Annotated in this window: 19 protein-coding genes; 14 read left to right on the top strand and 5 right to left on the bottom strand. The window is 42.3% G+C overall.

Annotated elements, in window-relative coordinates; all coding sequences use genetic code 11:
• Window positions 1-36 precede the first annotated feature (36 nt).
• From thrA to thrC (U5J89_RS01015), 3 genes are read left to right on the top strand one after another with little or no spacing between them, the layout of a single operon-like run.
• Entirely contained in the window at window positions 37-2,511 is a 2,475-nt protein-coding gene (gene thrA, locus U5J89_RS01025; protein WP_322573745.1) for a bifunctional aspartate kinase/homoserine dehydrogenase I, read from the top strand.
• Window position 2,512: 1 nt separating this feature from the next.
• Window positions 2,513-3,460 (top strand): homoserine kinase, encoded by a 948-nt coding sequence (locus tag U5J89_RS01020; RefSeq protein WP_322573744.1) that lies wholly within the window; start codon window positions 2,513-2,515, stop codon window positions 3,458-3,460.
• A complete protein-coding gene (thrC, locus tag U5J89_RS01015) occupies window positions 3,457-4,776 on the top strand; it encodes a threonine synthase (protein WP_322573743.1) in 1,320 nt (439 codons plus the stop codon). The genes U5J89_RS01020 and thrC (U5J89_RS01015) overlap by 4 nt, the downstream gene beginning before the upstream one ends.
• Window positions 4,777-4,847: 71 nt before the next feature.
• On the opposite strand, the gene thrC (U5J89_RS01010) is transcribed toward thrC (U5J89_RS01015), so the two are convergent.
• Both thrC (U5J89_RS01010) and U5J89_RS01005 read right to left on the bottom strand, forming a co-directional pair.
• Window positions 4,848-6,551 carry a threonine synthase gene (gene thrC / locus U5J89_RS01010; RefSeq protein ID WP_322573742.1) on the bottom strand — a complete coding sequence of 568 codons (1,704 nt, stop codon included), beginning with the start codon at window positions 6,549-6,551 and terminating at the stop codon, window positions 4,848-4,850.
• A 112-nt stretch (window positions 6,552-6,663) separates the two neighbouring features.
• Entirely contained in the window at window positions 6,664-6,915 is a 252-nt protein-coding gene (locus U5J89_RS01005) for a hypothetical protein (RefSeq protein WP_322573741.1), read from the bottom strand.
• 212 nt (window positions 6,916-7,127) lie between these two features.
• Between U5J89_RS01005 and U5J89_RS01000 the strand changes: the two genes are divergently transcribed.
• A complete protein-coding gene (locus U5J89_RS01000) occupies window positions 7,128-7,361 on the top strand; it encodes a GIY-YIG nuclease family protein (RefSeq protein ID WP_322573740.1) in 234 nt (77 codons plus the stop codon).
• 109 nt (window positions 7,362-7,470) lie between these two features.
• Here the strand turns inward: U5J89_RS01000 and U5J89_RS00995 are convergent, their stop codons facing one another.
• Window positions 7,471-8,382: a 3-methyladenine DNA glycosylase gene (locus tag U5J89_RS00995; protein WP_322573739.1), complete on the bottom strand. Its 912-nt coding sequence runs from the start codon at window positions 8,380-8,382 to the stop codon at window positions 7,471-7,473.
• Between the two features lie 91 nt (window positions 8,383-8,473).
• Between U5J89_RS00995 and U5J89_RS00990 the strand changes: the two genes are divergently transcribed.
• Both U5J89_RS00990 and U5J89_RS00985 read left to right on the top strand, forming a co-directional pair.
• Window positions 8,474-9,379, top strand: a complete 906-nt coding sequence (locus U5J89_RS00990; RefSeq protein WP_322573738.1) for a UbiA family prenyltransferase — start codon at window positions 8,474-8,476, stop codon at window positions 9,377-9,379.
• A gap of 80 nt (window positions 9,380-9,459) precedes the next feature.
• Window positions 9,460-10,080 (top strand): thioredoxin family protein, encoded by a 621-nt coding sequence (locus U5J89_RS00985; RefSeq protein WP_322573737.1) that lies wholly within the window; start codon window positions 9,460-9,462, stop codon window positions 10,078-10,080.
• Between the two features lie 18 nt (window positions 10,081-10,098).
• Here U5J89_RS00985 and U5J89_RS00980 read toward each other — a convergent pair whose 3' ends face one another.
• Window positions 10,099-13,221: a T9SS type A sorting domain-containing protein gene (locus U5J89_RS00980; RefSeq protein ID WP_322573736.1), complete on the bottom strand. Its 3,123-nt coding sequence runs from the start codon at window positions 13,219-13,221 to the stop codon at window positions 10,099-10,101.
• Window positions 13,211-13,693, bottom strand: coding sequence for a hypothetical protein (locus U5J89_RS00975; RefSeq protein WP_322573735.1), 483 nt, complete (start codon window positions 13,691-13,693; stop codon window positions 13,211-13,213). The genes U5J89_RS00980 and U5J89_RS00975 overlap by 11 nt, the downstream gene beginning before the upstream one ends.
• 119 nt (window positions 13,694-13,812) lie before the next feature.
• Between U5J89_RS00975 and U5J89_RS00970 the strand changes: the two genes are divergently transcribed.
• The 8 genes from U5J89_RS00970 to U5J89_RS00935 all read left to right on the top strand — a co-directional run bounded on the left by U5J89_RS00970 (window position 13,813) and on the right by U5J89_RS00935 (window position 21,507).
• Window positions 13,813-14,997: an aspartate aminotransferase family protein gene (locus tag U5J89_RS00970; RefSeq protein ID WP_322573734.1), complete on the top strand. Its 1,185-nt coding sequence runs from the start codon at window positions 13,813-13,815 to the stop codon at window positions 14,995-14,997.
• A 75-nt stretch (window positions 14,998-15,072) separates the two neighbouring features.
• The gene (locus tag U5J89_RS00965; protein ID WP_322573733.1) at window positions 15,073-16,434 is read left to right on the top strand and encodes an NAD-dependent succinate-semialdehyde dehydrogenase; all 1,362 of its coding nucleotides are present in this window, start codon (window positions 15,073-15,075) and stop codon (window positions 16,432-16,434) included.
• 138 nt (window positions 16,435-16,572) lie between these two features.
• Window positions 16,573-17,379: a hypothetical protein gene (locus U5J89_RS00960; RefSeq protein ID WP_322573732.1), complete on the top strand. Its 807-nt coding sequence runs from the start codon at window positions 16,573-16,575 to the stop codon at window positions 17,377-17,379.
• Between the two features lie 138 nt (window positions 17,380-17,517).
• The gene (locus U5J89_RS00955) at window positions 17,518-18,579 is read left to right on the top strand and encodes a PA0069 family radical SAM protein (RefSeq protein WP_322573731.1); all 1,062 of its coding nucleotides are present in this window, start codon (window positions 17,518-17,520) and stop codon (window positions 18,577-18,579) included.
• Between the two features lie 232 nt (window positions 18,580-18,811).
• Window positions 18,812-19,393, top strand: a complete 582-nt coding sequence (locus U5J89_RS00950; protein WP_322573730.1) for a thioredoxin family protein — start codon at window positions 18,812-18,814, stop codon at window positions 19,391-19,393.
• An 8-nt stretch (window positions 19,394-19,401) separates the two neighbouring features.
• Window positions 19,402-20,061, top strand: a complete 660-nt coding sequence (gene pdxH, locus U5J89_RS00945) for a pyridoxamine 5'-phosphate oxidase (RefSeq protein ID WP_322573729.1) — start codon at window positions 19,402-19,404, stop codon at window positions 20,059-20,061.
• A gap of 38 nt (window positions 20,062-20,099) precedes the next feature.
• On the top strand, window positions 20,100-20,792 hold the full coding sequence (trmB, locus tag U5J89_RS00940; protein WP_322573728.1) for a tRNA (guanosine(46)-N7)-methyltransferase TrmB: 693 nt from the start codon (window positions 20,100-20,102) through the stop codon (window positions 20,790-20,792).
• 97 nt (window positions 20,793-20,889) lie between these two features.
• On the top strand, window positions 20,890-21,507 hold the full coding sequence (locus U5J89_RS00935; protein WP_322573727.1) for a TetR/AcrR family transcriptional regulator: 618 nt from the start codon (window positions 20,890-20,892) through the stop codon (window positions 21,505-21,507).
• The last annotated feature ends 18 nt before the right edge of the window (window positions 21,508-21,525 follow it).

Below are 21,525 nucleotides of genomic sequence, written 5' to 3'. Positions count from 1 at the left end.
GCAGTTCTCAATTATTATAATCACATATTTATATTTATGCGCGTTTTAAAATTCGGTGGATCCTCGGTAGGCTCCATCGATGCCATCCGGCAAGTTACTGACATTATTATAAAGAAAAGGAGAGATCATCAGATCGCCGTGGTGGTTTCTGCATTCAAAGGTGTAACGGATTCGCTTGAAGAAGCGATTACCCATGCTTCTGAAGGGAATGAAACCTATCGGGAAATTCTTACAGAGCTGGAGCAGCGTCATAATACAGTCATCAAAAAATTGGTGAGCATCCAGAAACAGAGTCAAACGCTGGCTCAATTTAAAATGATGTTCAACGAGCTTGATGATGTGCTGCACGGGGTATCTCTGACCCGTGAGCTTACCGACCGGACACGCGATTTTGTAATGGGATTCGGGGAACGCTTTTCGGCCTTTATTATCAGTGAGTTCTTGAATGATACTGGCATCTCGGCAGATTATGTTGATGCACGTCAGCTTATTAAGACCAACCGAGATTTTGGTTCGGCGCGGGTGCTGTTTGATGAAACTGCTGAAAATATCTGTTCTTATTTTGAGCAAGCCGATCCCGACAGCATCCAAGTGATTACCGGTTTTGTGGCTTCAACTGAATCTGGGGAATCTACTACGCTGGGACGTGGTGGTTCTGATTATACTGCATCACTGATTAGTGCGGCACTCGGGGCTGATGCGATTGAGTTATGGACAGACATCGAAGGGATGATGACTGCCGATCCGCGTAAGGTGAAGCGTTATTTTGTGATTCCGGAACTGTCGTATGAAGAGGCGATGGAGCTTTCCTATTTTGGGGCTGAAGTTGTTTATCCGCCTACATTGCAGCCGGCGATGAAAGCGAACATCCCTATCCTGATAAAAAATACCTTTAAACCTGATGTCGATGGAACGCGAATCAGCGATCAGTCGGTACCCGGGGAATCGGTGATCAAAGGAATTTCATCTATCGATAACATTACGCTGCTCACCGTCCGCGGAAGCGGGATGATTGGCGTAACGGGTATTTCTTCGCGCCTGTTTGGTGCATTGGCTGATGCAGGAGTGAATATCATCATGATCACCCAGGCATCATCGGAGCATACCATCAGTGTGGCGGTTTTGCCAGGACAGGCAGAAGCAGCTCGTAAAGCGATTGAAGCAGAATTTAGCTACGAGTTACAGGATAATAATATTGATGAAATTCAGGTCGAGGATGATCTATCGATTGTGGCGGTGGTCAGTGATAATATGCGCCAAAAACCGGGCATATCGGGACGTGTTTTTCAAGCATTGGGAGTGAACGGAATTAATGTAATAGCAATTGCCCAGGGATCTTCCGAGCGTAATATATCCATTGTAGTAGATCGCAAGAACGAAACAAAAACGCTAAATACGCTGCATGATGCCTTTTTCCTGGCAAATCTGAAGACGGTAAATTTGTTTTTAGTGGGGGTGGGATTAATTGGTGGAAAGTTGCTGGAGCTTATCCAGAAGCAGGCCAAAAAGCTGCTTGACGATTACCATCTTGAACTAAAGCTGGCAGGGATCTCCAATAGTAAAAAGTTTTTGATTGATGAAAATGGTATCGCTCTTGATAACTGGAAAGATCGGATGCTTTCCAAAGGTGACGACGCAAATATCAGTAATTTTATTGATCAGATGGCAGGATTGAATCTGTCGAACAGTATTTTCATCGATTGTACGGCCAGCGATGAAGTTTCGCAGGTTTATGGAGAGGTATTGGGGTCGAATATTTCGATTGTGACAGCGAATAAAAAAGCTAATTCCAGTTCACTTGCCAAGTACGAAGAATTGCAGCGGTTGGCATTCCAGAATAACGTAGCCTATCTCTACGAAACGAATGTGGGTGCGGGTTTGCCGGTAGTGGCAACTCTTAAAGAACAGGTACTTACCGGTGATGAGGTGATGCGAATCGAGGGAGTGCTTTCGGGCACGCTCAGCTATATCTTTAATACCTTTGATGGAAGCTCATCCTTCAGCGAAGTAGTACGTACGGCACGCGAAAAGGGATTTACTGAACCTGATCCGCGCGAGGATCTTAATGGACATGATGTGGGACGAAAACTGCTTATTTTAACCCGTGAGGCAGGACTTAAGCTTGAATTTGATAACATCGATATTCAAAATCTTGTTCCTGAAGAAGCACGTGAAGTCGATTCTGTGGAGGAATTTTTTGCAATTCTGAAAGAGCATGACGATGAATTTACGGAACTCTATAAGGATGCAGAGGCTAATAATAAAAAGCTCTGCTACATTGCTCGCTATGAAGATGGAAATGCAACTGTGAAGCTCGAAAAAATTGATGTTGATCATCCGTTTTACGGACTGGACGGCAGTGATAATATTGTGGCTTTCAAGACGCAGCACTACCAGCAAAGTCCTATTGTGGTAAAAGGTCCGGGAGCTGGAGCTGATGTTACAGCTAGCGGCATCATTGCCGATATTTTGCGCATTAGCAATACGCCTTCATTTAGAGAGGAGTGGTGAAATGGGTGATCAGCTTAACAGAGTGAAAGTATTTGCCCCGGCTTCGGTTGCCAATGTCAGCTGTGGTTTTGATGTAATGGGGTTTGCCCTTGAACGGCCGGGTGATGAGATTATAGCATGTCGATCTGAAAAGCCGGGAATTCGGATCACAAAAGTTACCGGAGAAGGAGGCGCTCTGCCGACCTCGGTAGATGAAAATACAGCCGGCGTTGCGGCAAAAAAGTTGCTCGAGCACGTTAATAGTGATGTAGGGATCGAGCTGGAAATTTATAAAAAGATGCCGCTCGGAAGCGGGCTCGGTTCCAGTGCGGCCAGTTCAGTAGGTGCAATTGTAGCGGTAAATTGTTTATTGGGTTCGCCGTGTTCACGGAATGAACTGCTTGGTTTTGCCGCCGAAGGCGAACGCATAGCGTGTGGAACACCTCATCTCGATAATGTTGCTCCTTCATTGTTTGGGGGATTTGTTTTTATCCGTAGTCAACAACCGCCAGACGTCTTTGAATTAGATTGTCCAATATCGTTATTTGCGACGGTTGTACATCCCCAAATAGAAATTAAAACTGAAGATACGCGAAAAATTTTACACCGTAATGTCTCATTACAGAAAGCGGTAACGCAGTGGGGTAATGTCGGTGGATTGGTTGCCGGGTTGTTGAAAGGTGATTACGGACTCATTTCCCGATCGCTGCAGGATGTGATTATTGAGCCGGTTCGCTCGGTGTTGATTCCAGGCTTCGATGACGTCAAAAAAGCTGCTCTTGATGCCGGTGCACTCGGAAGTGGAATTTCGGGCTCGGGTCCTTCTATTTTTGCACTATCAGTGGATAAAAAAACAGCTGAATCCGTGGGCAAAGCGATGCAAGACATCTTTACCAAAGTTGGACTCGAAAACGAGGTTTACGTATCTAAAATTAATAAAGCGGGGCCCCAGATTCTGGAGGAGCGATGAAATTTATCAGCACTAAGGGAAAAGCAGATTCGGTTTCGTTTGCCGAGGCGGCACTGCGGGGATTGGCGCCCGATGGGGGATTGTATATGCCGGAGCATTGGCCGAAACTGCGAGATGAATTTTGGAATAAAATCAACCAGAAAACATTGCCGGATATCGGATATGAAATCAGTCGTCTCTTTGTAGATGAGCTGGATGATTCAGCTTTGAAAAATGTCGTTGGCCAAGCTATTAATTTTGATGCTCCGTTAATTGAACTTCAAAATGGTATATATATCCTGGAACTGTTTCACGGTCCTACGTTGGCGTTTAAGGATTTTGGAGCTCGTTTTATGTCTCGCATCTTTTCTGCGTTGCGAGAGAAATCTGATCAAGACTTAGTGATTTTAGCTGCTACTTCAGGAGACACCGGCAGTGCTGTGGCACAGGGATTTTTAGGTGTGGATGGCATCAAGGTTTGTCTGCTTTATCCCAGTGGGAAAGTGAGTCGTATCCAGGAGCAGCAGCTTACTACAGCTGGTCAAAATGTGACGGCGCTGGAAGTGGAGGGCACATTCGATGATTGTCAGCGGATGGTGAAGCAGGCATTTTCGGACTCGGAGCTAAATCGGCAGTTAATGCTGAGTTCAGCCAATTCTATTAATATCGCGAGGCTCATCCCACAGATGTTTTACTACGGTTATGCGGTTGATCAACTACCGAAAGAAAAGGCACCCATTTTTTGCGTACCGAGCGGAAATTTTGGCAATCTTACTGCGGGGCTAATGGCCCAAAAAATAGGCATGCCCGCCGCCGGATTTATTGCTGCTACTAATATCAACGATGTAGTTCCGGAATTTTTACGTACCGGAAAATTTCATCCACGTCCTTCACAACGGACGATATCAAATGCAATGGACGTAGGTAATCCCAGTAACTTCGAACGGATTATACATATCTTTGACGGTGATCATCAGAAAATAAAAGAGCATCTATGGAGTGCATCATTTTCTGATGCCGAAACCAAAAGAGCTGTCAAAAAAGTGTATCGAAAAAAAGATTACTTGATGGACCCGCATACGGCAGTAGGCTACCGGGCGGTTCAGCAGTATCAGATGACTGAAAGGTCATATTTTGGAGAAGCTCAATCCTCACCATTTGTTATTTTATCTACTGCACATCCGGCGAAGTTTGGGGATGTGATTGAGCCTGTCATCGATGAGAAAATTGATATGCCAACCCGACTTGAAGCGTGTCTGGATAAGCAAAAACAAAGTATTAGGATGTCAGACGACTACGAAGAGTTAAAAACGTGGCTTTTGGATACTTATGGATGATTCTTCTTATGAATGAGGCCAAGTCCCCGGCACTTCCAAGTGCCGGGGACTTATCGATAATCTTTAACTGGTTAGGTCACAGTAGATTTCATCGCTATTGCTATTCCCTTGGTAAATGCTTGAATAACCGCTTCAAGCGTATCCGGTGAAGCCCCTTTCGATACCCATTCCTGATCGTTGTTAGCCAAAGTAAGCGTGACGACAACCAGTGAATCTGTGTCGGGACTCAGTATTTCTACTTCGTGATTTTTGACCTCAAGATGGAAGACCGAATTGGTTTCGGCGCGAATAGCAGATAAAATAGCATCAATGGGACCAACACCTTTGGCCTCTGATATAATTTCTTCTCCCTGTATATCGAGCTTGACAGCAGCTTGTACCAAGCCGTGCTTGCGCATGGTTATTTTGTAATCAAGAACCTCAACAGGATATTCAAGATCCAGATCTTCATTAAATATCAACGATTGAAGCACTTCAATCTCGTTGTTGCTAAGCGTTTTGCCTTTTTTATTGATCTTGGATATGTACTCATTGTAGAGCTTTTCGTGATCTTCATCCATCTTGAGGTTTGCCATAAACGTATCACGCGACTTACCCCAGGAATCCTTCTGCATCTCGATAAAGCCAGATTTGATATAGTTTGTAACCTTATCAATATCGGGCGAAAGGACCGGTGAAGATAAGGAGTGCTTTGCAACCACCTTGGTATCTTTAAGGCCAGATCCGGTTAGGATAAACAGGCACTTTTTATCTTTGAAGTTATCGATATTGTTTTTGAAAGCAGCCAGCGGAAGGGCACAGGCCGGTTCTGTAAAATGGCCCTCTTCCACGGCCATCTCCTTGAGTGATTGCAGAATTTCATCTTCGGTCACTGTGTATGCCGAGCCGTCCGATTCTTCAATGCCCAGCATCACTTTATGGAAGTCTACCGGGTCGGAAGCAGCCACCGACTGGGCCATCGTATTTACCTGCTTCTTGATGATTTTCTCTTTTTTGAAGATACCTTCCACGACCGGAGAGCTTTGCTCGGGTTGGATGGCAATCATTTTTGGTCGCTTAGAAATTTCGCCTGATTCTTTGAGCTCGGAAAATCCTTTCCAGATTGCACCAAAGTTAGTTCCGCATCCCACAGGGACAAAAATGTAATCAAAATCGTCACCATTCTGCTCCAGGAGTTCGTAGGGGAAAGACTTCTGTCCCTCTTCACGAAAAACATAATCGCCGGCTAAATAGTAGTTGCCGGATTTCGCAAATTTACGGCAAAGTGCTTCACAGGTGCTAAAATCTCCTTTTATGCGGATAATATTGGCGTTGTATATAGTAGCCTGAGCAATTTTAGCATCCGTCGTTTTTTCAGGTACAAATACAAAGCAGGGAATCTTAAAATAACAAGCATATGCTGCTACCGAGGCTGCCATATTTCCGGTTGAGGCAAGACAGATAGCATCAGCACCAAGTTCGAGGGCTTTCTGAACTTCGATATAACTGCCGCGATCTTTAAAGCAGCCGGTGGGATGCTCAAATTCGAGCTTGGCCCAGAGGTCTGCGCCATAGGTTTCTGACAAGCGGTCCAACTTTTTGAGTGCCGAAGGATGGGTTTTTAACGGGTCAGGTTTGAGCTCTTTTAGCGGATATTGGAGCCCATCGGAAGGCTTATCGTAGTGGACTCTAAGAACACTATCGCACTGTGTGCAGTAGGTAGTTGTTTCTTCTTCTGAGTTAAGGTGGTCGTTGGCCACACACCTGAGTTGGTAATCTGTAGTTGCACTTGCCATAATAAGTAAAACCCTAAGTTATATTTTGAAATATGTATTACAGTCAAGATATGTTTGAAAATAGGTGATTCCGTTCAGGAATGATATCCTTTTTCAAAATTTAAAACTTTTATTAATTCTTTAGCGGGATAAGTGAAATTTCATCAAAATCCATGTCGAGCTCATCAAGAACCGGTTCTGCAACTTCCGAAATTTCTTCAGCTGAAAGCTCATCCAGCCCTTCAATTTCAATAAATAGGGTATTAAGATGTCCGACTACGCTGTACCGAGCTTTTTCGGCGTTAAAGCACTTGCGAAGAGTGTCGACGAGCAGCTTGATATCCTGTTCATAAGCTTCGTAATCGGCGTCCTCAAGTTCAGCCATTATTATGATAAGATTTGGAGTTTGGATTTTTTATCTGTTTTAGAACAATACGCATTAGATGATAGGCAGTCAAAGATTATTGGTTCCTGATTCTTTATTGCAAATCATAGATCCTGAAACAAGTTCAGGATGACACATATTCTATGTAAGGGAGGTACCCTCAAAAGTATCTTACTATTGTTGATTTTATAATAAAAATAAAAAGGATAACAATGGGATATCGGAATACATCGGGAAAAAATGGTTATGTTTATATTTTATCTAATGTTAAACGTAACGTGCTTTATATAGGCGTTTCAAGTGAATTAGATGAAAGAATACTTGATCATAAGTTTGGCTATGGTTCAAGATTTACTACAAAATACAATTTAGATGTACTGTTATATTTTGAGCGGTATCCAAATATTAAAGAAGCAATAGAAAGAGAGAAGCAACTTAAAAACTGACATAGGGAGTGGAAATTTAATTTGATCAAAAAATTGAATCCACAGTTAAAAGACTTGTGGGATCAGAATATAAATCAGCAAGTGTCATCCTGAACTTGTTTCAGGATCTTTACCTCTTGTTGTTGGAGGCAGCTTTTATAATGAATTCGTACTCCTCGATAAGCTGTCGGCGGATTGGCTGCGACTTTTTAAAAATGGATCGCTGCTTCTTCATATATTGCTGGCGTCCTTCATCGGTTTCTATTTTGATAGGGGCTAACCCAAAGTCGCGCAAATCATAGGGGCTGGCTTTCATATCCATAACACGTGTTTCCAAAGCCAGCTCAAAAGCTTCTCTGATTGTTTCACTGGAAATCCACGGGTACATTTTGAAAGCCCACTTGTATAGATCCATATTGGTATGCAGGCATCCGGGCTGCTCCATATCAGCGAATTTTTCCCGATTGAGCTCAAATTTATTCTGTGGTTTAGCCTCATCCGTAAAAAAGCGAAAGGCATCAAAGTGAGTGCAAACCAGCGGGCGTGATTCCACAAATTCAGCTAATTCCTCTTTATCCATGCGCAGGGATAGATAATCGTGGCGAACCCGATCGGCTTTATATACCATAGCCCATTCGTGCATCCCAAAACAGCCAAATGACGGCTTTCGGGTTAAGGATTGCTCGAGTACATTTAAAATCCATTTAGCAGAAGAAATACGTCCCTTATCAAAATGGCTTATGTCCAAAAAGGAATTTCCATCAGCTGTTGCCATTTCATCGAATGGCCAATTGTGCGATGCTCCGTTAATAAGCAGTGTGCCGAGACCCGGTGACCAGCGTTTTAGATATGAGGGACGAAAGGCGTAATATTCGAATAGGAAATCGAGTACCGGATCTTTTTTCTGGTGCGATCGCCTTTCCAGGTAATCATCAATAAGAGTACTGATTTTCTGGAAGTGATCGCTTTTTTGAGTTCGCCATTGATCTGGCGATAATTGGTTTTTAATATATGATATTTCTTGCGTCTCGGTTAAAATCATAACTCCTAAAATACCAATCTTTTGTTGGATTGATAAGCCTAAAATTGGTATGCTGACATTTTTGAATCCAGTAACTTATAAGTAATGCCCAATGCCGGATCACAAAAATATTCATATAACTAAGCAACTCTGGCATTTTATACTACATCTGCGTTGGCACTACCAGCTATTTATTTTGTCGGGTGGATTTTTACTCGGCGGATTTTTAAGTGCGGATCTGGACGTACAATCATTTCTTCTTCAATTTGCTAATGTTCATTTGTTGCTTTTTGGCGGTGCTACCGCATATAATTCCTTTTGGGATAAGGATGAGGGACCGATTGGCGGACTACAAAATCCACCTGAGATGCAGTCGTGGATGTGGGCTGCCAGCCTGATTTTACAGGGAATTGGGTTGGGGATTGCTGTCGCCCAAGGTTTTTTATTTAGCGGTATATATCTGATCAGCATATTTTTCTTTTGGTTGTATTCCACGCCGTTGGCACGATGGAAAAATCATCCCCATAAAAGTCTTGTGGCCATTGGCGTAAGTACGGGATTTAATTCAGTACTGTTGGGTTATCTGGCTGCGGGAAATTCAGGACTTGATATTTCGGTTTGGATTGCGGCCGTTGGTGTTACCCTGATGCTGTTAAGCCTGTATCCCATATCGCAAATATATCAGGTGGAGGAAGATAGGAAGCGGGGTGACCATACATTTGCCTTGCAATATGGAAAAAAAGGAGTAACGCAATTTTTTATTTCGGCTTTTTTAAGCGGACTTGTTTTGGTAGGTTTTGCTATTGGAATGTCGAACTTTTGGCTTGCTTTTCTCTTTGGAGTGATGGGATTTATTGTTGGGATAATTGTCTTTGCATTGTTAAAAGGGTTGTCCACGACAAGCGAAGATTACAGCAAGGTTATGTGGATCAAATATGGTACATCGATGGCATTTGTAGGGTTTCTGGTTGTGGCCCTTTTCTTAAAGCATTCAAGAATAATGGAATATCTTGGGTAGGCTATTTGTTATTGCAGTAAGAATATGAGATCTATTATCGTCTTTAGTTACAACGTTAATTTTCAAAATCTACAGACAGTATGAACAGTGTTGCAGAAAGTGTTATTACACCTGAAATTATTAATGAAGCGATGGATTATGATGAATACCGCCAGATGATTGATGAGCTGTTGGAGCAGGATAAAACTACCGGCGATAATCACTCCGAAGAGATGGTTCATTATACTAAGATGAACGTGCAGCGAATGAATCGTCTTGATAAGCGGGTAGAGCTTATGGATTCACTGGTTGAAGAATTGAATGAGCTTGACGAAAATTGGATTTGGTTGGTGCTTACTGAGGCGTGGTGTGGAGATGCGGCTCAAAATATTCCAGCTCTTGTTAAGATTGCCAATGAATCCGAAAATATAGATATAAAGTTTATTCTCCGGGATGAGCATCTGAATATTATGGATGAGTACTTAACCAATGGCGGTCGTTCTATTCCGAAGTTAATTTGTCTGGATGCCGATACATTCAAGGAAATTGGCACATGGGGACCGCGACCTGATGCAGCCCAGGAAAAAGCGATGGCATGGAAAAATGATGAAGGTATCAGCAAAGAAGAATGGGCCAAGAAGCTGCATAAGTGGTATGCAAAGGACCGTACCCATGAGTTCCAGTCCGAATTCAAAAAAATCATGGAAGAGTGGAGAGAATAATTATGAGGGACAAAATTATTATTTAATTAAAGTCATTTTTTTGGATTGAAGTGCATCATCGCCGCCCGATACCGCTTGTACATAAATAGTATAGATGTAAATGCCACTTGCCAGACCTGACAGGTCAACTCTTTCTGTATAAGATCCTGCATTATAGAATTCTTGTTTGATAGGCTCTAATACTTTTTCTCCACTTATGTTATATATTGTTAGAGTTACTCGAGTTCTGGCTGGAACATCAAACGGAATGATCGTTGAAGGATTAAATGGGTTAGGATAATTTTGCTTTATGGCAAAGTCATTAGGGGGTAAAATAGTGAAGTTTTGACTTGCACTGGTATTGCCAGCAGTTGCTTTTACTTGAATAGCATTGGAATTAGAGTTGCGCGGAATAGCTCCTCGTGGAACTTCAACAACTAACTCGTTTGGAGTAGCCTCCAGCACATTGGCCATCACTGTACCAAAGGTTACTTCATTTTCTTCAGGGTTGTTATTAAACTCAAAGTTAGAGGCCGCAATTGTGACTTTTTCCCCGGCCCGAGATTTGGTAGGATTAACTGTTATTGAAGGTAGTGAAACGCTACCATTAAAAGAGCCGCGGTACATTCCTAAGCCATGAGTTCCTGCAATAATAGTTCCATCATTATATCGAGCATTTAGCTGTTCAACTACGGCATAACCAATTTCATCTGTTGCTTCCTGTTCCCAGTTTGTATTTGATCCGTCGAGATTCGTAGTCGAGTAAATACCGGTGCTGGTTCCAACAAAATAGATGTTGCCTTGTTCTCCTGGAATAGTGACTGAGGAACGTATTGAGGGACCTAAATCACCACCATCACCGAGATTTCCTTCTACTCCCACCCAGCTTTCTCCGCCATCGAGCGTATGATAAATGCTTTCAACTTCATAATTTGAGATTATTACGGTAATCTCGTCGGCATTGGTAGGACTCACCTCTATATCGTGGATATATGAACCATCAGCGGCATCAGGTATTGATATCTCTTCTGCACCAGAGGTGGCTTCATGGGCGTTTCTTAGCTTGTAAAGTACCGGTTGTTGATTTCGGGAAGATCCGGCATAGAATAAAATGTTGGCAGGATTTTGTGAAACAGTAAGAGCCGAAATTTCATATCCGGATGGAACACTTAGATTGTTCAAATCTTCCCATTCTTTCGAAGTGCCATCGGGATTGCTTGAATTACTAATATCATCAACCTTGGTATTACGCCAGATATTCCAGGTGCCTCCCTGTGTGTTGGCTCCAGGATAATACATAATACTTTCATCATTGGGATCAACAACATACGGATGCACAAATAATTGCTCTTTTACATCAATTGGATCCACATATGCAAATGGATTAGTAGGTCCACCATCTTCAGATCTTTTATAGCGAAGAACACTTCCTAATTGTCGAGATACAAAGAGGTGCGATGGAGTGAAGAATGCATATCCTCCGTCGCCAAAAGAGATATCATCTGAAGTTGTGCTTTCACTGGTTTCACTATCAAACCGAAAAAAGGGCGTACCATTGTCTTGTGTGCCGCCCATTACCCGGTCATCATCTATTTCGGAGGATATAGCAGATGAATAGAATTGTGTGGTAACGTAGCCTTCGTTCATGTCTTGCCAGCCCACCGCAACCGCTGTAAGATTATCAGTGACGCTGATGCCGCCGTCGTGGGCGGACCACATGCGGTCTGGATTGTTTGGATCAAAGAAAAATTCGTGCTGGTCCGGGTGATGATTGGGATATTGACTCGAATTATTCTCTTTAGCATATCCGCCTATCCAGTATTCATTTTTGTCATCATCATTATAGCCGCCAGTGGGACTAGTGGCAAATCCGTCACGAGAACGAAACAGATTAATACCGCCTACAATTACAAACTCTGGACTGTCGGGTTTTACAGCTACCAGCATATTATATCCACCCTGAAGTTCCATACCACCTACAGGGTCACCAAAATCCGGGAGGTTTTCGGAACGATCTTCTGAATCCTCCAGCATTTCTGCTCCAAGGTCGAGATCGAGCATATGAAAACTGACCCCTTGATTGGTTTCGTCCCCTTGTCCTTTGAGTGTTAATATGTAAGCTGAGTCTGGTGCAGAAGGTGCAAATGCGGCGACAGTACGGCGGTGCGTGCTGGGAAAAGTGGATGGCGTAACATTAGTCCAGCTGGCACCGTCGTCAGTAGATAAATAGATGCCAGGCTCATTAGTTTGATTTTGTTCGCCAGCGTCGGCTTCGGAAATAACCGCAAGCAAATCCCCATTTGAGTTGCTAACAACATCAGTATAAAGATGCTCTCCTACTCCGCCAAGAACCAACTCAAATTCTTGGGTAGATTTATTAAGTTTGAGTACTCCAAAGCCATGACTTGCAATAAATACAGATCCCGTAACCGGGCTAATCGTAACACGACTCATAAAGTCAAAAGGGCTGTTGTATGAAGCGTTCTCATCTTTAGTGGAAGGAATAATTGACCAGGTTTCTCCGTTATCAGTGGATCGATAAACGCCGGTACCGTAATAGGGAGCAGTAAATCCGCGGTCAGATGCTGAGTTTCCCAAAAATTCACCAGTTACATAATACCATGTATCCGGCTCAGTAGGATCCTGGGCCAGTGAAGTAACACTAAGATTGGTAAAGTCGCTTGTTTTGAGATTCCATGAGCTGCCACCGTCGGTAGATTTCCAGATTCCGCCCGATACCCCCCCGGCAATAATAGTATTTGAATTATTGATATCTACACCCAATGCTCGAGTTCGACCGCCTACATCAAAGGGTCCGGCTTGTTCCCAAGTAAAATTGTGGAAGTCCAGAAGTCCTTTTTGTTGATGAGAAAATTGAATATCTATGTTTTGGCGCGTTGGGATTTGCTTTGCCTTTTGCACTTCTCGCTGGCGGGCATCATCGGGAATCTTATTTGTGGCCGGATTTCGTAACATCCGAAAATAGTACTTGCCCCGGGCTGCTTTCTTTTTTAATCGTTCAACTTGATTTGAGGTAGGCTTTTCAATCTGCTCTGCCTTTTGGTTGGTAGAAGTATTTTGAGGCAAAAATAAAAATAGAGCGAGCAACCCAACTGCAAGAAGGGTTGAAAGAAGCAAATATTTTATAGCGTTACGAGTCATCGGAGATGGTTTTATTTGAAGAATCAGTTTCAATGTTGTTTAGAGTCCACTTTTGAGACTGATTACCCAGGGATTGAGTATTTCCCACAAGTAGAATGAATTGTTTTCCTTCCTCTAAGGTGAGGAATCGTTGGTTTGCATTTTTATTAAATGTTGTGGCATCAACTTTAACGGATTGTTCTTTCTGGAGTAATGGTGTGGAAGAACCACGTTGTAGTACTTGAGAAACTGTGATATAAACGGCTACCTCATCTCTTAGTTTTTTAATTTTTTCTATATTCGCTTTTATTTTTACTGTTCCCGGAGGAAGTGAAGGAGCGGGAGGTTGTACACCCATAGTATCGTTGCGTGATTGTATAATAAGAGAATCAGTATGACTTTTATCATTTTTGCTTGATAAGTCATCTTTTTTTGATGGAGTACAGGCTGTGATTACAATAAGTAAGCTAAGAATTGTGCTAAAAGTTGACATGCAAAAAAATATCTAATTTAGTTTAAAATAAAATTTAGACGTGTAAACTCAATTAAAAAGTCACCTTATTTCTTATAATATTTGATTGAATACATAATTATTAAAGAAGGTAACGTATTTTGAATAAAAAAGAGTCTTTCTATAACCACGTTGCCCAGACCAGCGATGCGCCCATGGGATTGGAAATCGAAAGGGCAGAAGGTCCGTATATCTTTACAACCGATGGAAATAAATATGTGGATTTTATTTCCGGTATTGCGGTCAGTAGTTTAGGGCACCGTCATCCCGAAGTAGTAGAAGCAGTAAAACGCCAGGTAGATCGCCATCTGCATGTGATGGTCTATGGTGAATTTATACAGGAGCCGCAGTCGAAATATGCTGAGCTGCTTACCTCGCAACTGCCCGATTCGCTGGATCGCGTTTATTTTGTGAATAGCGGTACCGAAGCTAATGAAGGTGCGTTGAAGCTGGCCAAGAAACATACGGGGCGACATAAGTTTGTGGGATTCCATCATGGATATCACGGAGATACCCACGGTTCGTTAAGTGTGACCGGTCGAGATGTTTACCGCGATCCATATCTTCCGCTGCTGCCCGATGTCCATTTTTTGAATTTCAATAGTCTTGACGGTTTGGAAACCATTGACAAAGAGACGGCAGCCGTAATTATGGAGCCTATTCAGGGTGAGGGAGGAATCATCCCTGCAAAAAAAGAGTGGCTGCAGGCGGTGAGAAAGCGATGCGATGAGGTAGGGGCACTGCTCATTTTTGATGAAATCCAGACAGGCTTTTATCGTACCGGTTCACTATTTGCCTTTCAGGGATATGGAGTAGTCCCTGATATTATGAGTCTGGCAAAGGCAATGGGCGGCGGCATGCCAATGGGAGCTTTTGTGTCCTCATCTCAGATATTTGAGACATTTAAACACGATCCTCCGTTGAATCACGTAACTACCTTTGGCGGCCATCCCGTCTCGTGTGCTGCGGCCCATGCCACGCTGTCGGAATTGCTTTCTGACAACTACGGCGCGAAGGCGAAAAAAATTGAGCAAATTGTTCGGAATGAATTAACGGCTGAAGGTATTACAGAAATTCGCGGTGTGGGAGCGATGCTGGGGATGGAACTGGAAGATCGTGAGTTAACCCAAAAGGTAGTGGAAGAGTGTATGGAGAAAGGTATTATTTTAGGATGGACGCTTCATTCGAATACACTGGTGCGACTGGCACCACCGCTTATTATTAAAGAGGAATTGTTACGGTCAACTTTGCAGATTATCAATAAGACCGTCAAAAAATATGGTTAAAAGTTGGTTGAGAAGATTGCTATTCGTAAACTAATTATTCAGATAATAAATACTAATAATTAAGAAAGAGCTGCTATGAAATCTATTAATCCAGCTAGTGGAGAGCTTATCGAAGAGTATGATCAAATGAAGGATGATGCATTGAATGCTATTGTAAGCGATGCAGCTACGGCCCAGGAGAAATGGCGTCGCAATTCATTTTATGAGCGAAGCTTACTATTACAGCGAGTTGCTGAGTTGTTGGAGGAACACAAGGAAAAGTATGCCAAATTGATGGCTCGTGAGATGGGAAAACCTTTGGCGCAGGGTGAATCAGAGGCCGAAAAATGTGCCTGGGTATGTAATTATTATTCAGATAATACGGATGATTTTCTTGCTGAAGAAGTTATAAAATCTGATGCCAGCAAAAGCTACGTGACTTTTAATCCATTGGGAACCGTTTTAGCCATTATGCCGTGGAATTTTCCATTCTGGCAGCTCTTTAGGTTTGGTGTTCCTGCACTGATGGCAGGTAATGCGGTGATCTTAAAACACGCGCCCAATGTAACCGGATGTGCCTTGGCTATAGAAGAGTTGATGCACGAGGCCGGCATTTCTGATGATCTTTTCCGTACCGTAATTGCAGATGTGGATCAAACACAAGATTTGATTAAGCATCCCGATATTGCTGCTGTTACGTTTACAGGTAGTACCCGTGGCGGAAAAGCTGTAGCATCAACGGCGGGAAGTGTGCTAAAGAAAACAGTGCTCGAGCTTGGCGGGAGTGATCCCTATCTCATTTTGGAAGATGCCGATGTGGAAAAATCCGCCGAAACCTGTGTGAATTCCCGGCTGATTAACAGCGGACAAAGCTGTGTTGCTGCAAAGCGGTTAATTGCTGTTGAAGATATTTATGATGAATTCCTCGAAGCAGTATTTCATAAGATGAATGAAAAGAAAATGGGCGATCCATTTAATAGTTCAACGGATATTGGTCCAATGGCACGTAAAGACTTGCGTGATGAACTTCATGATCAGGTTGAGCAAAGTGTGGGTGCTGGCGCAGAGTGTATTCTTGGGGGATCTATTCCCAATAGAAAAGGTTTTTATTACCCTCCAACAATTCTTACCGAAATTTCAAAAGGTATGCCTGCCTATGAGGAAGAGCTGTTTGGTCCGGTGGCATCAGTTATCAAAGTAAAAGATACCCGCGAGGCTATTAAAGTAGCGAATGACAGTAATTACGGATTGGGGGCGGCTGTTTTTTCTCAGGACCTTCAACGTGCTGAGGAAATTGCAGCGTATGAGCTGGAAGCTGGCTGCTGTTTTGTTAATGAGTATGTGAAGTCCGATCCACGATTGCCATTTGGGGGTGTTAAAGAATCCGGGTATGGTCGTGAACTATCGCACTTCGGTATTAAAGAATTCGTGAACATTAAAACAGTATATAGGGCATAACTATTAATCCTCAATTAGGTTGTAAAGATTACAAAGTATACAGGGTTTTCCTTAACGAACGAATTGTCTGGATGACCTATTTTCTTAGACAACTTCATATTTGTTAAGGAGATCACTACAACTAATTGAGGAATTAAAATGTTTCGTTATACAAAATACTTGTTTTTTATTGCATTATTTATGGGAATGGTAGCCTGTGGAGATGACAGTACCGGTCCGGATGTAAACCCTTCAGAAGCCCCTGCATTCCCGCAGATATTAAGTGAAGAGATGCAACCTGACTTTTCATTTTTTGAGGATAATCAACCCAAAAATTTTGCAAGTAACGCTTTAGCGGAGACCAATAACTATTACGGAGCCCGTAACATTGCATTAGCAAATCAGTTTGTTTTTACTTTTGCCAGCATATATACTCCTTTATTATTGGCTGGTTCTGCAGAAGAAGCGGATTTCGAAGATGGGATGTGGGTGTGGGAGTATTCTTATAATTATGAGAATAAAAGTGTATCTGTCCGTGTAACTGCAGAAGAGATGGCCAATGATTACGAGTGGAATATGTATTGGAGTTACAATGATGGAGAAACCAGTGTCGAAGACTATAAAATATTAGAAGGCATTATTTCTCCCGATGGTAAGAGTGGGGAATGGATCTTTAATACTCTCGATGAAAATACCAGTGAAGAGCGTATTGCTTATACTTCAGCATGGGATATAACAAGTGATAGTGAAAAAATGATGGATGTAAATTGGTATGATGAAAACGGTGAAGTGGGATTATCGGCTAATTACGAAGCCAATCAATCTGATCACCTATTTAATATGCTATATACTGATGAACCAGACCACTCTATTAACTGGAATTCAGAAACCAATGAGGGATATCATGAGTCAGATGGAAATCAACTATGCTGGGATGAAAGTTTCCAAGATATAGCCTGTGACTAAATCACGTATAACTATTTGGCAAGAGCCCGGGTTTAATTTGCTCGGGCTTTTTTATTTTATAGGTATCAAATTTCATGACACTATGTTGTCATAAATACTGTTATTCTATAGTAGAAATACAACGGATAACGAATTCTCATGGATCAAAAAGATAAAAACCCAATTCGGGGTCGCGGGGCTTCAGATAACCCGGCCAATCGTTTTGAGGGCAAGTATATCGATTATGAGCTTGACGAAGAAACGGGCGAAAAACCTGCACAGGATACCAAGCTTATTGCTGATGATACCAAAGAGATATTATCTAAAAATGACAGTCCCGATATTCCCTTTACTTATGGGTTAAATCCATACCGCGGATGTGAGCATGGATGTATTTATTGCTATGCGCGTCCCACACACGAATTTCTGGGATTTTCGGCCGGACTCGATTTTGAGTCGCGGATCATGGTAAAATATGATGCTGCAGAAAAACTTCGATCCAAATTCGCTTCCGCAAAATGGAAGCCCGAACCCATTGCATTGAGCGGGGTTACCGATCCATTCCAACCTGTAGAAAGGAAGCTGGAGATCACGAGAAGTTGCCTGGAAGTTTTTGCCGAAGCGCGAAACCCTGTAGGAATCATTACTAAAAACTATCTGGTTACCCGTGATATCGATCTATTAGAAGAGCTTGCTAAATATAATGCCGTACATGTAACGCTGTCTATTACCACGCTGGATCGCGATTTGGCCCGTGTGATGGAACCGAGAACATCACAGCCCAACCGTAGATTGAAAGCTATTAAGGAGTTGGCCGATCGTGGTATTTCGGTGGGCGTTAATGTGGCTCCCATTATACCGGGGCTAACCGATCATGAATGTCCTGAAATCTTGGAAAAAGCAAGAGATGCCGGCGCAACACAGGCTGCTTACACAATCGTCAGATTGCCACATGGTGTTAAGGATCTTTTTAAAGAATGGTTAGAACAATATTTTCCCGACCGCAAGGAGAAGGTGCTAAATAGGATTCGTGACATCAGGGATGGCAAATTAAATAAAAGTGAATTTGGAGAACGCTTTCATGGAAGGGGCGAATTCGCCAGTCAAATAAGAAATATGTTTAAAATCAATGTTGAAAAGCTGGGTTTGAACAAGAAAGAACTGCGGCTTTCGACGAAATACTTTCAGCGGCCCCAGGAAGGGCAATTAAGATTGTTTTAAGTGTAACATCCTGTATAAATATCCGTTTAAGATGATCAGAGATAGTACCTTCAGCTCGATATCTGCGAACAGGTTTTTCATAAATTATTATAGCCCTGATTTGTTATGCAGATATCGGGCTTTTTTTATTCATTTTCCCTTTCATTTCGTATATATTCACTGAACATAAAACGGCTAAATTTTGTACGTTCAGTCTGAATATAAAGTATAAATCCAATTAACGATTTTCGCTATGTCTAATACTCCTTCTACAATGATGGAACTTGGCACAAAAGCGCCAGATTTTAAATTATTTGATACGGTAAATAATCAGTTGGTTTCGCTTGATGATTTCAATAATGCCAAGGGACTACTGGTAGTATTTATGTGTAACCATTGTCCTTTTGTTAAGCACATCCTGGATGAACTTGTAATGACAGTCAGAGATTTACAGCAGAAAGGAATTGGCGTTGTTGCAATAAGTTCCAACGATGTTGAAAATTATCCCGATGACAGCCCAGTTAAGATGGCTTCGTTGGCTCGTGAGAAGCAATTTTCATTTCCTTATTTGTACGATGGTACTCAGGAAGTTGCAAAAGCTTACCAAGCTGCCTGCACCCCTGATTTCTTCTTGTTTGATGAAAATGATGAGTTGGTCTATCGCGGACAATTTGATGACAGCCGGCCGGGTAATGATAAGCCAGTTACTGGCAATGATATTCGTGAAGCTGTAGATCTGCTTTTTGATGGTGAAGTGAAAGAAGATCAGAAACCAAGTATGGGGTGTAACATCAAGTGGAAAAAAGGAAATGCTCCTGAATATTTTGACGGATAGGATTTAAAATGTCTGAAGATAGCCAGTCTAAAAAAAGGATATCAGAATTACGGCGCGAGTATTCCCAGCAGGCATTGGCAGAGTCAGAGGTTTGTGAGGATCCCATAGATCAGTTCATGGAATGGTTTAGGCAAGCCTATTCTGCTGATCTTTTGGATGTTAATGCCATGACTCTTTCTACAGCTACAAAGCAGGGAAAACCATCATCTCGCATTGTATTGCTCAAAGGAGTAGATGAGGCCGGATTCCGTTTTTACACGAATTATGGAAGTAGGAAAGGACAGGAGCTGAATGAAAATCCCCATGCTGCCTTATGTTTTTACTGGGCACCCTTGGAAAGACAGGTCCGCATTGAGGGAGAGGTTGAAAGGGTAAGCAGATCAATGTCGGAGGATTATTTTAAGCAACGACCCAGGGAAAGCAAATTGGGAGCCTGGGCATCAGAGCAGAGTACCAAAGTGAGCTCCCGGAAAGAATTGGAGAACCGGTTCCAAGAGATAAAAGAGCAATTTGAGAATCAGGAAGTTCCGTTGCCGGACTTTTGGGGTGGATTTCTCTTGCGCCCCCAACGAATAGAGTTTTGGCAGGGACGTGAGAGCAGAATGCACGATCGACTCTGCTATGAAAAGTTAGGTACTGACTGGGATATCTTTAGACTTGCACCCTAAAAAAGTATTTCTAACAGTTGATTATTTAGTTATTTAGGATGAGTAAGGGCAAGCTGGAAAAATTTGAAGAATTGACAGCATTTCCGAATTCGCTGGAGCTTACCGACTTTCAGGATGCGAGATCCCAAAAACCAAAGGGTCGCTGGCACTCCGATATATTTGAGAACGAGAATCCGATTGTCTTAGAACTGGCCTGCGGTAAGGGAACGTATACATTAGAGTTGGCAAGACGCAATCCCGATAAAAATTTTGTGGGGGTTGATATAAAAGGTGATCGTATTTGGAAGGGAGCCAAACAGGCACTGGAAGAAGGATTAAATAATGTGCGTTTTTTGCGAATCTATATTGATCATTTAGACGAGTATTTTGCACCCGATGAAGTTGATGATATTTGGATTACCTTTCCCGATCCATATCCTCGTTATTCGGATCGCAATAATCGTTTGTCGGGTCCGAAGTTTTTAAAGATTTACCAGCGCGTCTTAAAAGAGGAAGGTGCCATATATTTTAAAACTGATAGTGATGAGCTCTTTTCATTTACCAGGGAATCGGTAGCAAAATCTGGCTGTAAGGTGCATAGGATTGTTGAGAATATTTATCAGGAGTGTCCTAATGATGAATTGCTAACTATTCAAACCCATTACGAAGCTCGTTACCTTCAAGAAGGTCGGTCCATTTCATTCATTAAGTTCTCTCTTCCCAGCGAAGAAATTAGCTGGGAACTTGATTAGGAACTGAATACCTCCCCAAAATAGTTTTATTAGAGTATTGCTTTATCGCATTAAGAATGTTTACTTACATAAGTTAACACTGTTAACCTATGCGTATATGAGTGAAACCAAGGAATTGAATCTTAAAGAGCAAATTGTCGGAGCCGCACGCAATGTGTTGCTTTCAGAGGGATATCGCAATTTTTCTCTCCGCAAAATTGCTCGTGAAATTGATGTGAGTGCTACCAGCATCTATCTGCATTTTGAAAATAAAGATGATCTGATTCACACATTAATGGAGCAGGCCATTGAACGACTGAATAATCAGCTGCAACAAGTAGCTGCTGAAGCAGATAGCCCGATAGCAAAACTCGAAGCACTGGCATATGAATACGTGCAATTTGCGTTAAATAATCAGCGGGAATATCAGATAATTCATTTAACGAGCTCGGATGAGATGACCCGATATCCCAAAGAAAAATTTCGCAAGGCTCGTAAAGGTTACGAAATTGTAAGTAGCGTATTACAAGAAGGCGTTAATGCCGGACTGATTGCTGAAGAAAAGCCCCGAATGGCAGCATATACGTTTTGGGCACAGCTGCACGGGGTAATGTCGGTAGTATTGTCAAAGCGATTGGATACCCGTATCAATCAGCAAGAATTTATTGATGAGGCCATTGAGCATATAATTGATGGATATAAGGTTAGAACGGCTTTACAAACAAAAAACAAGTAAGTGTGATATAACGAATAG

Source organism: Fodinibius sp. (assembly GCF_034521915.1).
GTDB lineage: Bacteria > Bacteroidota > Rhodothermia > Balneolales > Balneolaceae > Fodinibius.
Note: the sequence above shows the minus strand (reverse complement) of the source record. Positions and strands in the feature narration are given on the sequence as shown.